The 15,170-nt window shown below is 71.6% G+C and carries 2 protein-coding genes; both read right to left on the reverse strand.

The genetic code is table 11. From position 1 onward, the window contains the following. Positions 1–41 precede the first annotated feature (41 nt). Positions 42–11,957, reverse strand: coding sequence for an amino acid adenylation domain-containing protein (locus AC07N6_RS07745; protein WP_494779730.1), 11,916 nt, complete (start codon positions 11,955–11,957; stop codon positions 42–44). A gap of 49 nt (positions 11,958–12,006) precedes the next feature. Then, on the reverse strand, positions 12,007–15,111 hold the full coding sequence (locus AC07N6_RS07750) for a non-ribosomal peptide synthetase (protein ID WP_494779731.1): 3,105 nt from the start codon (positions 15,109–15,111) through the stop codon (positions 12,007–12,009). Positions 15,112–15,170 lie beyond the last annotated feature (59 nt).

Below are 15,170 nucleotides of genomic sequence, written 5' to 3' on the forward strand. Positions count from 1 at the left end.
AGGGGGCGGCGCCGGCCGCCCCCTGCCCGCCTTCTTCCCTCCTAGGCCTGGCCTATCCTGGCCAGCGCATCCAGTGCATCCAGCGCCTGCCCTACCTCTGCCAGCAGGCGCGCTTCCTTCATGATGCTGAAATGGTCGGTGTCCAGTTCGACCTCGGCCCGGCCGTCCTGCCCCAGCTGGCGCTTGAGCTCGGCCCGGTGTGCCGGCTTGCGGCGTGCGATCCACCAGTAATGCGGCCTGGCCGCGATCGTCTCCAGCGCCGGCGCTTGCGCCGAGATGTGCTTGAGATGGCGTGCCACCACGAAGATACGGGCCAGTTCCCCGGCCGGCGGCAACGATGCCGGCAAGGCGCCCGCATCTTCCAGCATGGCGGCCAGCAGCGCCTGCGCCGCCGGTTCGGACGGCAAGGCGCCCGACTGGCGCGCCTGCACCGCATGCAAGGCCAGGCGGCGCTTGCATTCGGCCGCGCCGTCCCAAGCCGCCGGCAGCATCACCCCGGCGAAGTCCTGCAGGTCGTCCAGCCAGTCGCGGCCGTCAGTGTCCTCGGTCAGCGGGACGAAGCCGTCGACCAGGCCCAGGAACGCCACTTGCGCGCCCTGCCCCTCCAGCCGTTGCGCCACCTGCGCGGCCAAGGTCGCCCCCAGCGACCAGCCCAGCAGGTGGTACGGCCCCTGCGGCTGCACCGCCCGCACCTGCGCCGTGTATCGGTCGGCCAGCTGCGCCAGCGAAGGCGCGGCCTGCGCGGTGTCCTGCAACATCGCGCAGGGCAGCCCGTAGACGCTGCGCCGTCCCTGCAGGCCCTGGGCCAGTGGCCGGTAGTCGAACACCGTGCCCATGCCCGCATGCAGGCAGAACAGCGGCGCCACCCCGGCCGGGCCGGCATTCATGGCCACCAGGCCGGGCGCGGCGTCCGCCTGCTCCCGGTCCAGGCCCAGCAAGGCGGCGATGGTCGGGCGCTGCATCAGGTCGGCCAGCTTGAGGTTGAAGTTCCACTGGCGCTGCCCGCGCGCGCGGGCGATCACCTGCAGGCACAGCAGCGAGTCGCCGCCGAGTTCGAAGAAGTTGTCTTCCTGCCCGACGCGCTCCACCTTCAGCACCGCCTGCCAGATCTCGGCCAACGCCTGTGCCTGCGGCGTCGATGGCACCACGTAGGCGCGCGTCGGGACGGCCTGCGGCGCAGGCAAGGCCTTGCGGTCCAGCTTGCCGTTGTGGGTCACCGGCAGCGCCGCCAGCAGCACGCAGTGCGCCGGCACCATGTAATCCGGCAAGCCGCCCTTGAGCGCGGCGCGCAGGCTGTCGGCGAAAGCGCGCTGCGCCTCCTCGCCGGCGGCCGCGGCCTGCGGCGCGCCGACGTAGGCCGCCAACTGGCGCACCGCGTCCTCGCCGCCGTCGCTGCGCACCACCACCGCCGCTTCGGTGACGCCCGGCTGGCGCCGCAGCAGCGCCTCGATCTCGCCCAGCTCGATGCGAAAGCCGCGAATCTTCACCTGATGATCGATGCGTCCCAGGTATTCCACGTTGCCGTCCGGCAGCCAGCGCGCCAGGTCGCCGGTGCGATACATGCGCGCCCCCGCCTGGTCGAAGGGATCGGCCACGAAGCGCTCGGCCGATTGTCCGGGCCGCCCCAGGTAACCGCGCGCCAGCCCCTCGCCGCCGATGTAGAGCTCGCCGGCCTCGCCCGGCGCCACCGGCTGCAGGCAATCGTCGAGGATATAGGCGTTGCGCCGCCCCACCGGTTTGCCGATCGGCACGAAGGGGCCGTCGACATCGACGTCCGCCACCCCAGCGCCCTTCCAGATCAGCGGTGTCACCACCGTCTCGGTCGGGCCGTAGCCGTTGATCAGCAGGCGCGGCGCCAAGTGGCGGCGCACCCGCTCGAACGAGGCGCGGGGCATGGCCTCGCCGCCGAAGACGTACAGCTCCAGCGGCGGCGCCTCGCCATGCTCTTCGCCCCACTGCGCCAACTGGCCCAGGTAGGCCGGCGGGAACACCGCGTTGGTCACCCGCTGGCGGTGCAGCGCCTGCCAGCTCTGCTCGATGCTCCACATCTCCGGGCCGCGCAGCACCAGCGCGGCGCCGCTGATAAGCGTGGTGATCCAGCGCTCGTGCGCACCGTCGAAAGAGAAGGACATGAACTGCAGCTCGCGCCAGCGCGGCGTCATCTCGTAGAGTTCGGCGGTGGCCTGGCAATGCATCGCCAGCGGCCCGTGGCTGACGGCAACGCCCTTGGGGCGACCGGTCGAGCCCGAGGTATAGATCACATACGCCATCTGCTGCGGCGCCACGACCACGGCCGGATCGTGCCCGGGCAAGCCGGCCAGATGCGCGGCGAAGGCGGCGTCGTCCAGCGCCAGGCAAAGCAGCCCGGAGTTGTCCTGCGGCGCCAACAGCCGGCGTCCGCGCTCATGCGTCAGCAACACGCGGATGCTGCTGTCGCCAACCATGTAGGCCAGCCGCTCGGGCGGATAGTCCAGGTCCAGCGGCACGTAGGCGGCGCCGGCCTTCATCACCGCCAGCAGGCCGACCAGCATGTCGAACGAACGCTCCACCGCCACCCCCACGCGCTGCTCGGCGCCCACGCCCAGCGAGATCAGGTGATGCGCCAGCCGGTTGGCGCGCCGGTTGAGCTCGCCATAGGTCATGCTGTGCTCGTCCAGCGCCAGCGCGACGGCATCCGGCGTCTGCGCCGCGCGGCGCGCGATGAGCAAGTGCGCCGGCGTTGCGCACGGGTAGTCCCGCTCGCCGCGCCCCAGCGCCAGTACCGCATCGAGCGCCGCCGGCGACAGCCGCGCCAGTTCGCCCAGCGCGCGTTCACCGCCGGCGCTCAATTGCTCGAGATTGAGCATGACCTGCTCGCGCAGGGCCTCCACCTCGGCGTCGCCGAACAGGCGGCGGTCGTAGCAGAACTCGATGTCCAGCGTCTCGCGCGCCACCACCTGCAGATCCATCGCGAAGCCGGTCAGGCCTTCGCCCTGGGCCTGGCCGAAGCGCAGCCCGGCGTTCTCGCGCGCCTCCAGCGAGCGGGCGATGGGGAAATTCTCGAACACGATGATGCTGTCGAACAGCGCGCGCCCGGCCATGCCGCTCCAGCGCTGGATGTCGTACAGCGGCGTGTGCTCGTGCTCGCGACTGTCGATGTTGGCCTGCTGCAGCGCGCGCAGCCAGTCGCCCACCCGGCGGCGGCCATCGACCTCGACCACGATGGGAATGGTGTTGATGAACAGGCCCAGGCTCTTTTCCACATCCGGCAGGCTCGCGGGCCGGCCCGATACGGTGGCCCCGAAAACGACCGTTGCGCTGCGCTTGCGGCGCGCCAGCGCCAGCGACCACGCGCCCTGCACCAGGGTGTTGAGGGTTACGCGCTGGCTGCGCGCGAACTGCTCCAGGCGCCGCGTGGCGGCGGCGTCGCAATGCCCGTAGATCTTGCCGAAACCGTGCCGCGCCGGATCCGGGCGCACGCCCTCGGCCAGCAGGCTGGGACCGTCCAGCGCTTGCAGCGCGCGCGTCCAGTAACGCTGCGCGGCCTGCGGGTCGAGCGCGGCCAGCCAGCGGATGTAGTCGGCATAGGCCGGTCCCGGCGCCGGCAGCGGTTGGCCGCCGTAGGCCAGCATCAGTTCCTGCATCAGTGCCGCAGTGCTCCAGCCATCCAGCAGGATGTGGTGCATGGTCCAGACCAGGTGGTGGCGCCCCGGCCCCAGGCGCAGCAGCGTCGCGCGCACCAGCGGCGGTTGCTGCAGGTCGAAGCCGCGCGCCAGGTCGGCGGCGGCGAAAGCGGCGATCGCCTCTTGCAGGCCGTCTCCAGCGGCGCGTTCGCTCCAGTCGTGCACCTCGATGCCGAAGTCCAGTTCGCGCCATACCGCCTGCAGCGGTTGCGCATAGCCGGCCTGCCACAGAAATCCCGTGCGCATCACCGGATGGCGCGCCAGCACGGTCTGCCAGGCTTGCGCGAAGCGCGCCTCGTCCAGGCCGTCCACGCTCACGCTGAGCTGATTCACATACAGGCCCGAGCCGGGGCTCTCCATGGTGTGGAACAGCATGCCTTGCTGCATCGGCGACAGCGGATAGACATCGTCCAGCGCGGCGTCCGGGGCCAGTTGTTCCAGTTGCGTGGCGCTGAGGTAGTCCTCCAGCCGCCCGGCCGCCGCTGCGGCGGCAGTTGCGACCGTCGGCGCAGTCGCTTGCGCCGGCCCGCACTGCAGCGCCAGTTCGGCCACCGTCTGGCTCTGGAACAACTGGCGCGGCGTCAGCGGCATTCCGCGCTCATGGGCGCGCGCCACGATCTGCAGGCTGAGGATGGAATCGCCGCCCAGCTCGAAGAAGTTGTCGTGGCGGCCGACCCGCTCCAGCCGCAGCACTTCGGCCCAGATCGCCGCCAGCAGGGTTTCGGTCCCGCCCTGCGGCGGTTCGTGCCCGGCCTGTTGGTTGAGGTCGGGACGCGGCAAGGCCTTGCGGTCGACCTTGCCGTTGGCGTTCAGCGGCAGCGCCGGCAGCAGCACCAGGCGCTGCGGCACCATGTAGTCGGGCAGGTTTTGCAGCAGGGCCGCACGCAAGGCGTCGGCGTCCAGCGCGCCGTCCGGATCGGCCGCATAGCCCACCAGCCGCGCCGGGCGGCCCGCTTCGGCCAATGCGATGACGACCGCGCCGGCCACGCCCGGCTGGGCCAGCAATTGCGCCTCGATCTCGCCCAGTTCGATGCGCAGGCCGCGGATCTTGACCTGATGGTCGGTGCGGCCCAGGTATTCGATCTCGCCGTCGGCGCGGCGGCGCACCAGGTCGCCGGTGCGGTACATGCGGCTGCCGTCGGCGGCGAAGGGATCGGCCACGAAACGCTCGGCCGACAGGCCGGGCCGTCCCAGGTAGCCGCGCGCCAGGCCGATGCCGCCCAGGTAGAGCTCGCCGGCGATGCCATGCGGCAGCGCGTTGAGACCGCCGTCCAGCACATAGGCCGCGGTGTGCGAGATCGGCCGTCCGATCGGCACGCTGCGCTCGCCCGGGCGGCAGGTCCAGTGCGTGACGTCGATCGCCGCCTCGGTGGGGCCATACAGGTTGTGCAGGGCGATCCGGGGCAGGCGTGCGAAAGCCTGTTCCTGCAGCTCGGCCGGCAAGGCCTCGCCGCTGCAGATCACCTGACGCAGGCTGGCGCATTGCGCGCTGGCCGGATGGGCCACGAAGGCCTGCAGCATCGACGGCACGAAATGCAGCGTATCCACCTCATGGCGGCGGATGCGCGCGGCCAGCAACGCCGGGTCGCGATGCTCGTCGGGCGCCGCCAGCGCCAGCCGGGCGCCGCTCATCAGCGGCCAGAAGAACTCCCACACCGAAACGTCGAAGCCGAACGGCGTCTTTTGCAGCACGGTATTGCCGGGGCCGATGGGATAGGCTTCCTGCATCCACGCCAGCCGGTTGTGCAGCGACACATGGCGATTGCCGGCGCCCTTGGGCTTGCCGGTGGAGCCGGAGGTGTAGATGACGTAGGCCAGCCCGTCGGGCGCGACTTCGATGCCGGGATCATGGGTCGGCATGCCCTCGCGCCACGGCCGGCCCGGCGCATCCAGCGCCAGCACCCGCACGCCGGGCGGCGGCGCCAGTTCGGCGCGCAGCGCGGCCTGCGTCAGCAGCAGCGCCAGGCCGCTGTCGGCCATCATGTCGGCCAGGCGCGCCGGCGGCAGGTCGGGATCCAGCGGCAGGTAGGCGGCGCCGGCCTTGAGCACGGCCAGCAGCGCCACCACCATCTCCGGCGCGCGCCGCGCGGCCACGCCGACGATGCGCTCCGGCCCCGCGCCCTCGGCCAGCAGGCGGTGCGCCAGGCGGTTGGCTTCCTCGTTGAGGCTGCGATAGTCCAGCACCGTGTCGCCAAAGACAAGCGCCTGCGCTGTGGGCGTGGCCGCCGCCTGGCGTTCGATCAGGCGATGCACCGGCAGCTCGTAGGCATGGCGCTCGCGGTTCACGCCGGCGTCCCGCCACGGCGCCAGCTCATCGGATGACAGCAGGCCCACGCTGCCGATCGGCTGCTGCGGCTGCGCGGCCAGCGCCTGCAGGAGGTGCCGCAGGTGGGCGCCGATGCGCTCCACCATCTCGTGGGCGAAATCGGCGCGGGCGTAGCGCAGCTGCAATTGCAGCGTATCGCCGGCGTTGACTACCACGGTCATCGGATAGTTGGTTTCCTCCCGATGCCGCACAGCGGAGAACGCCAACCCCTCCGGCGCGCCCTGGCTCAGGGTGGCGTCCACCGGATAGTTCTCGAACACCAAGATGCTGTCGAACAGCGCCTGCGCGCCCTGCCCCGACCAGCGCTGGATGTCGTACAGCGGGGTGTGTTCGTACTCGCGCGCCTGCAGGTTCTGCGCCTGCAGCGCGCGCATCCAGTCGCCGGCGCTCTGCCCCGGCGGCGTGGCCACGATCACCGGCAAAGTGTTGATGAACAGGCCCAGCAATTGCTCCACGCCGCCCAGTTCCGCCGGACGCCCTGCCACGGTGGCGCCGAAAGCCACGCCCTGGTCGTCGGCGGCGCAGGTATAGCGTTGCAGCAGCAGCGCCCAGGCGGCCTGCACCAGCGTGTTGAGGGTGATGCGTTGGGTGCGTGCGGCCTCGTTCAGGCGTGTGGCGGCAGCGGCGTCCAGCAGCACGCGGTGTTCGCCGTGGCCGCCGCCGGCCCCGGCCGGACGCGGCATGGCGTCGGCCAGGCGGGTCGGCTGCTGCAGGCGCGCCAGTTGGGTTTTCCAGAAGGCGCGTGCGCCTTCCTGGTCGCGGCCCTGCAACCAGCCGATGTAGTCGCGGTAGCGCAGCGCCGGCCTGGCCTGGCCGGCGGCGGCTCCCTGCGCGTAGCGGCGCAGCACTTCGCCCAGCAGCATCGAGGTGCTCCAACCGTCCAGCAGCAGGTGGTGCACGGTCCAGATCAGGTGATGGCGCTGCGCGCCGGTGCGCACCAGCACCAGACGCATCAGTGGCGGCGCCGCCAGGTCGAAGCCTTGCGCCAACTGGCGCTGGGCCAGCGCATCGAGCTCGCCCCCCAGGGCGTGCCCGGCGGCCGCGGTGTCGCGCCAATCCAGTTGCAACAGCGGCGAGGCGATGCGGCGCGCCACCCATTGCAGCGGCCGCGGCTGGTGCAGGAAGCCGGTGCGCAGGACGTCGTGGGCGGCGGCCGTGTCTTGCCAGGCCTGTTCGAAGCGTGCGGCGTCCAGGCCGTCGATGTCCACTCGCAACTGGTTGAGGTAGGCGCTGCCGCCGGGCTCGTAGACGCTATGGAACAGCATGCCGCCCTGCATCGGCGAAAGCGGATACAGGTCGTCGACGTTGCGCGGCTCCAGCGGCAAGGCGTCGAGCTGGGCCTGAGTCAGCGCCGCCAGCGGCAGGTCGGACGGCGTCAGGCCGCCGGCATGAGCGGCGCACAGTACGACGAGTTGCTCCAGCTGCGCCTGCAGGTGGGCGGCCAGCACCTCCACCATGGCGCGGCCATGGCGCTTGCCGCAATAGTTGAAGCGTAGCTGCAGCACGCCCTCATGCACCTGGCCGTTGACCGTCAGCGCGTGGCGCATGGCGGCCTGCGGATCCATCGGAGCGCCTGTGGATTCGGCCGCCAGGCGCCAGCCACCCTCTTCGCCGGACTGGAACTGGCCCAGGTAGTTGAACGCCACCTGGGCGCGCGGCAAGGCGGCCAGCGCGGCGCATTCCCGGGCGCTGCCGAAGCGGCGCAGCACGCCGAAATCCAATCCCTTGCTGGGCAGCGCGCGCAGGCTTTCCTTGGTGCGCAGCAGCGTCTCCAGCGGCGTGCCCGCGGCGTCCAGCGCCAGCGGGAACACCGAGGTGAACCAGCCCAGCGTGCGCGACAGGTCGGGCCCGGCAGCCTCGGCCAGTTCTTCGCGGCCGTGGCCTTCAAGATCCACCAGCAATCGCTGCGGCGCGCCCCAGGCAGCCAGCGCGCGCGCCAGCGCCGCCAACAGCAGGTCGTTGACCTGGGTGCGCCAGGCGCCGTGCGCGTCCTTGATGACGGCCTGGGTCAGCGCGGGCGTCAGGCGCAGCAGCACGCTTTGCTGGTCGGCCAGGCGCGGCGTTTCGTGGTCGTCGGCCGCCAGCGCCGGGTCGCCCGGCAACTGCACCGGTGTGCTTTCCAGCGCCAGCCAATACGGCATGCGCCGAGCGGCGACGGGCGCATGGGCCGCCAGTGCCTCGCTCCACTCGCCGACGGTCGCACCTTCGCCCGCCAGCCGCGGCGCCGTCTGCGGCGCGGCGCAGGCCTGCGCGTAGGCGTGCTGCAGGTCTTCCAGCAGCACACGCCAGGAAACGCCGTCGATCACCAGGTGATGCGCCACCAGCAGCAGGCGCCAGCCGGCTTTGCCCATGTCCGCCACGGCCACCCGCAGCACCAGGCCCCGCTCCAGGTCCAGGCTGCGCTGCGCGCTTTCGCACAGCGCCAGCAGTTGATCGGCGTCGTCGGCGCGAGCCGTCAGCAGGCGTTCCCGGATCGTTTGCGCGGCGGGTAGCGCGCCATACAGCTGGCGCCAGCCGTCGCCGTGGCGCTCGTAGCGCATGGCCAGCGCCGGATGGGCTTGCATCAGCGCATGCAGCGCCGCCGCCAGCGGTGCGACGTCGATGGGCGCGTCGCTGTGCAGCAGCAGCGACTGGTTCCAGTGCGCGCGATTGGGAACGTCGGCGTCGAAGAAGTCCTGCTGGATCGGCAACAGGCGGCATTCCTGCCCGGCCTGCGCGGTGGCAGCGCGCACCGGCGCGGCCGCGGCGCCTTCGCGCACCGCCACGGCGGCCAGTTCCGCCACCGTCTGGCGCTCGAACATCTGGCGCGCCGTGATGGCGATGCCGGCGCGGCGCGTGCGTGAAACGATCTGCAGGCTCAGGATGGAATCGCCGCCCAGCTCGAAGAAGTTATCGTGGCGTCCCACCGGGCCGCCCTTGAGCACCTCGGACCAGATGGCCGCCAGTTGCGCCTCCAGCTCGCCCTGCGGGGCCGCGTATTCGGCGCGGGCGGCCATCTCCGGCGCAGGCAGCGCCTTGCGGTCGACCTTGCCGTTGATGTTCAGCGGCAGCGACGGCAGCAGCACCAGCGCGGCCGGCACCATGTAATCGGGCAAGGTCGCGGCCAGCGCGGCGCGCAAGGATACGACATCGGGCGTTGCGCCGGCGCGCGGCGACAGGTAGCCGACCAGGCGCGACGCGGCGCCGTCCTGGCGCACCATGACGGTGGCCGCGCCGACGTCGGGCTGCGCCAGCAATTGGGCCTCGATCTCGCCCAACTCGATGCGAAAGCCCCGTATCTTGACCTGCTGGTCGATGCGTCCCAAGTAATCCATCTGGCCGTCGTGGCGCCAGCGTACCAGGTCGCCGGTGCGGTACAGGCGGCCGCCTTCCTCGCCCGCGCGGGCGAACGGATTGGCGACGAAGCGCTCGGCCGACAGCGCGGCCCGGTTCAGGTAGCCTCGCGCCAGGCCCGCGCCGCTGACGTAGAGTTCGCCGGGCACGCCCGGGGGCGCCAGGTTCAGGCGCTCGTCCAGCACGTACAGGCCGAGGTCGGGGATGGCCGTGCCGATCGGGCTGCGGGCCGCCTCCAGGTCGCCGCGCAGGATGCGGCGATAGGTTACGTGCACGGTGGTCTCGGTGATGCCGTACATGTTGATCAGCGCCGGGCGGTCGTCGCCGAACTGCGCGATCCAGGGACGCAGCATTTCCGGCTCCAGCGCCTCGCCGCCGAAGATGATGGCGCGCAAGGGCAAACCGGCGGGCTGCATCTGCTGCAACTGCGGCAGTTGCAGCAACTGGCGGAACGCCGACGGCGTCTGGTTGAGTACGGTGACCCGCTGCTCGCACAGCAGCGCCAGGAAGTCTTCCGGCGAGCGGCTGACCGCGAACGGCACCACCACCAGGCGGCCGCCGTAGCACAGCGCGCCGAAGATCTCCCACACCGAGAAGTCGAAGGCGTAGGAGTGGAACATGGTCCACACGTCTTCGCGCCCGAAGGCGAACCAGTCGGCGCTCTGGCGCAGCAGCCGCAGCACGTTGGCGTGCGTGAGCTGGGCGCCCTTGGGACGGCCGGTGGAGCCGGAGGTGTAGATGATATAGGCCAGGTTGTCCGGCTGCAACGGTACGCCGGGGTTGTGCGCGGGCGCGCCGTCGCCGGCCAGGGCCGGGGCGATCGGCACGCTGCGCAGGCCGGTTGCCGGCAAGGCCTGCGCGGCGTCGCCGGCGGTCAGCGCGAGCGTGACGCCGGCATCCTGCACCATGTAGGCCAGGCGCTCGGACGGATAGTCCGGGTCCAGCGGCACGTAGGCCGCGCCGGCCTTGAGGATGGCCAGCATGCCGACGATCATCTCGAGGGAGCGCGGGGCGGCGAGGCCTATCCTGTCTTCAGGGCGCACGCCCTGTTCCAGCAGGCGATGCGCCAGGCGGTTGGCGGCGGCGTTGAGTTGCGCATAGCTCAGTTGCCGCTGTTTGCACACCACGGCCACGGCCTCGGGGATCGCGGCGGCCTGCGCCTCGATCAGGGCCGCCAGGTTGGTGCCGGGCGGCAGTGCGTCGCACCGCCGCGGGTCGCCCCAGCTTCGCAGCCGGGCTTGTTCATCATCATCCAGCAGCGCGATCTGCGAGACCTGCGCCTGCGGCGTGCGCGCGAAGGCGCGCAATATGTTGCGGTAATGGCCGGCCATGGCCTCGATGGTGGCGGCGTCGAACAGGTCGCTGGCGTATTCCAGCTGGCATTGCACCGCGCCCTTGATTACCTTCACATCCAGCGACAGGTCGAACTTGGCGCTGCGCTGCGCCAGCGCCACCGGCGCCGTTTCGATGCCGTCGAAGGACAGCACGGCGCCGCCCTCGCCCACCATCTGCAGGCCGAACATCACCTGGAACAGCGGATTGCGGCCGGGATCGCGCTCCACCTTGCGATGTTCCAGCAAGGCTTCGAACGGCAGGTCGCCGTGTTCCAGCGCGGCCAGCATGTCGCCGCGCACCTGGCGCACCAGTTCACGCACGCTCATCTCGGGCGCAAGCCGTGCGCGGTACAGCTGGGTGGTCACGAAAAAGCCCACCAGGTCCTGCAGCTCGGCATGGTTGCGCCCGGCGTTGGGAGCGCCGACCAGGAAGTCGGCCTGACCGCTGTAACGCCCCAGCAGCAGTTGCCAGGCCGCCATCAGCGCCACGAACGGCGTGCAATGCTGGGCCCGGCAGAAGGCCTGCATTTCCTGCGCCAGCGCGTCGTCCAGCGCGAAAGCGTGAACCGCGCCGCGGAAGCTCTGGCGTGCCGGACGCGGGCGGTCGGTGGGCAGGTCCAAGGCGCTGTTGGACGGTCCCAGGTAGCCGTCCCAATGACGAAGTTGATCGGCCAGCCAGGGCCCCTGCACGCGCCCGCGCTGCCAGTGCGCGTAGTCGGCGTACTGCATCGGCAGCGCCGGCAGCTGCGCCCGTCCATCCCGGCGCGCCTGGCGATAGGCTTCGGCCAGGTCGCGGATCACCAGCGGATTGGACCAGGCGTCGGAAACGATGTGGTGCATGCCGATAGCCAGCACGTGTTCCTGAGGCGCCAGCGCGATCAGGCGCACGTCCAGCTGGCCGGCGCTGCCGAGGTCGAATACATGCGCGGCGGCGGCTTGCAGCTCCTCCTGCAGGCGCTGCTCGCGCTGCTGCGGCGGCAGCGCGCGCAGATCAATCCAGGCCATGTCCACCGGGAACGGCGGCAGCACCTCCTGGTACGGCAGGCCGTCGGTCTCGGCGAAACGCGTGCGCAAGATGGCGTGGCGCGCCTGCAGCGCGTCGATGGCGGCGGACAGCGCCGCACGTTCGAGCTCGCCAGTGAGGCGGAAGGCGCGCGTCAGGTTGTAGGCCGTCAGGCCGGGCTCGTACTGCTGCAGGAACCACAGCTGCTGTTGCGAATAGGATAGCGGCGCCTGCGTGGCGCCCACAGGCGCCGGTGCTTGCGGCGCCAGGTCCTGGTTGTTGCGGGGCATGTCGTTCATGATTGGAATGGAGGTGTTGGAACGTGATGGTCAGGCAGTAAGAACCTGTTTACGACCCCGTCCGAGGTTGCTCAAATACCTTTTCAGGCGCTCTGCGGCGTTGCGCCAGCCGTTCCAGCGCATCGGCGTCGGCGGCGGCAACCTGCAGCGCCGCCGCCAACGCGGTGGCGCTGGGATGATCGAACACCAGGGCCGGCGCCACTTCCAGCGCCAGGCTCTGGCGGATGCGCGCCACCAGCTTGATCACCAGCAGCGAATGCGCACCCAGCTCGAAGAAATCCTCGTCGGCGCCGATGGCCGGGCGTTCCAGCAATTGCGCCATCTGTTCGGCCAGCAGCGCGGGCAAGGCGCCCCGGGCCTTTTCGGCGATAACCGGCGCGCTCGCATCCTGCCGGCCGAGCTTGTCCAGCAAAGCCTTGCGGTCAACCTTGCCGTTGCCCAGACGCGGCAGCTCGGACAGCACCAGCCAGCGCGAGGGTTGCATCTGCGCCGGCAAGGCATCGGCCAATGCGGCGCGCCAGGCGGGGATGGCCTGCGCATCGTCGGCGGCCACGCAGACCGCCAGCGCACCGTCCGGCGCGGCCAGCGCCAGCGCCTGGCGCACGCCGGGCTGGCGCCGCAAGGCCGCTTCGATCTCGCCCGGTTCGATGCGGAAACCCCGCACTTTCAACTGGTGGTCGGCGCGTCCGGCCAACCGCACCCCGCCCTGCGGCAAGAGCACGGCCAGGTCGCCGCTGCGGTACAGGCGCCGGCCCGGCTGCCAGGGATCGTCGATGAAGGCCCCGTCGTCCTGTTGCGCATCCAGGTAGCCGCGCGCCACCTGGGCGCCGCCCAGCCACAACTGGCCGATGGCGCCCTGCGGCGTGGGCCGCATCCGGGCGTCCAGCACGCGCGCATAAGCGTGCGGCAAGGCCTCGGTGAGCGGCAGGCTGTCCCCGGCTTCGTCCTCGGCGCGGTGCACCAGCACGCCGACCGTGCACTCGGTCGGGCCGTAGTGGTTGAACACCCGGCATTGCGGCGCCAGCGCGCGGATGCGCGCCAGCAGCGCGGCCGGCGTGGCTTCGCCGCCCAGCACCAGGATCGCCGGCAAGGCCGGCGCCGGCGTATCCAGCAAGGCGTCCAAGTGCGAGGGCACGATCTTGAGCGCATCGATTTCCTGCGCGCGCATGAAGGCGGCGAAGCGCCGGCCGTCGCGCATGTCGTCCGGGCTCGCCACATGCAGGCAGGCGCCATTGGCCAACGCCCCGAACAGCGCGGTGTTGCCGAGATCGGCGGCCACCGTGCCGGTCAGCGCCCAGCGGCGGCAGCCGTCCAGGCGCAGGGCCCGGGTCACGCCCTGCACGTAGGCGGCCAGTTGCGCATGGCCGATCACCACGCCCTTGGGCGCGCCGGTCGAGCCGGAGGTGAACAGCACATAGGCCGCGTCCTCCATGCGGCTGCCCGGCAAGGCCGACGACGATTCCACGCTATCGGCGGCCAATTCGTCCCAGGCCGCCGCGGCGCAACGGCCCGGCAATTCGTCGGCGGATTCGCCTGCCGGCAGCACTAGCAAGCTGGCGCGTGCTGCCTGCAGGATCTCGTTGCGGCGCGTGGCCGGGCCATCGCTCTCCAGCGGCAGGTAGGCGGCGCCGCAACGCCACGTCGCCAGCAAGGCCAGCACCAGCGCGATGGAGCGCGGCAATTGCAGCGCCACCGTGTCGCCCGGCGCCACGCCGCGCGCGCGCATGGCGTGCGCCAGGCGATCCACGCGCTGCGCGAGTTCGGCGTAGTCCAGCGACTCGCCGACGGCGACCAGCGCCGGCGCATCCGGATGCGCCGCCGCGCGCGCGGCGATTAGCTGCGGCACCGTCACGGCCGGCATGCTCGACGCCACCGCGCCCAGCGTGGCCGGCGCCAGCGAATCGGCATGCAGCGGCAGCGAGGACAGCGGCTGCTCGGGCACGGCCAGCGCGCGCGCCAGCAGTTGGCGGTATTGGCCGGCCAGCACGGCGATCTCCGCGCGGCTGTAGCGTTGCCCGTCGAAATGCCAGGCCAGGCGCCAGCCCTGCCCGCGACGCCGGGCCAGCAAGGCCAGTTCGGCGCCCGGCGGCGGACCGGGCAACTCCAGCACGCGCCAGCCGGCCGGCGCGTCCACCTCGTCGCGCCAGCCGAACAGCACCGACGGCGCGACGCCGCCGTCCTGGTATTCCTGTTGTTCGCGGTGCATGCGCAGCGCCTGCTCCAGCTGCGCGCGCCATTGGCGCAAGCCCGCCTGAAACGGAAACGCCAGCCGCAAGGGCGACACCCGTTCGAAGCGGCCGACCGCGCCGGCCAGCATTTCCCGCAGGTGTTCGTCGGCGCGGCAATCGTGCAGCCAGCCGCTGGCCAGCACGCGCGGCTGTTCCTCGCCGAACGCGGCCGACAGGCGCGCCAGCAGGGCCAGCCAGACCGCATGCAAGACCTCGGCCGCGGCCTGCGGGGCAGCCGGCAGCGCCTGCGCCAGTGGCGTGTCCAGCGGACATTCGAACAACTCGACGCGGGGCTCCCGGGAGGCGCCCTGGCGGCGGCTGGCCGGCAACGGGAGCGTATCGTCGGCTTGCCGCGCCTGCGCCTGCCAATAGGCCTGCCCGGCCACGGCGGCGTCGCGGTTGTCGGCGCCGTTGGCCAGTTCGTCGAGCCAGTTGCTGAAGGCGCCGAACTGCAACGGCTGGTCAGCGAGGCCTGCCGACGGCAGCTCGCCTACCAGCGTCGCCAAGCTGCCGTAATCGGCGACCAGCGGCGAGCATGCCAGCCACAGTTCGTCGCCCTGCCCGCCGGCCTCGCCCTGTATGCCTGCCGCGCGCCACAGGGCGGCGTCCGGCCGGCCGAACTGCTGCGCGCGCCAGGCGGCAATCGCCGCATAGTCGTCATGGGCAATGAGCACGCAGTCCACCGCGGAGCCCGCGTCGACCAGCCGCCATTCGCGGTAGCCCGGCACCTGGCGCAAGCGGCAGCGCAGGATCTCGTGGCGCAGCGCCAGCCGCTCCAGCAATGCCGGCAACTGGGCCGCGCCGATGCCGGCAGGCAGGCCCAGGCGCAGGTGCAACGTCGGGGCCGCCTCCTGCAGCAGCGCGCGCTGGGTGGCGGTCAGGGGAAATCCGGCGGCGTCCGGCCGGGCTTGTTCTTGTTGGTGCATGGTGTTCTCCGGTGGCAGGCGCGGCATTGGCCGATCCGCGCCCGTGAATTCGTCGATGT

The organism is Herbaspirillum sp. GW821-FHT09A12 (assembly GCF_059418325.1).

What these genes read in the sequence shown, in the direction of transcription:
- AC07N6_RS07745 (WP_494779730.1), bottom strand. Translation starts at nt 11,957, where the DNA reads ATGAACGACATGCCCCGCAACAACCAGGACCTGGCGCCGCAAGCACCG.
- AC07N6_RS07750 (WP_494779731.1), bottom strand. Translation starts at nt 15,111, where the DNA reads ATGCACCAACAAGAACAAGCCCGGCCGGACGCCGCCGGATTTCCCCTG.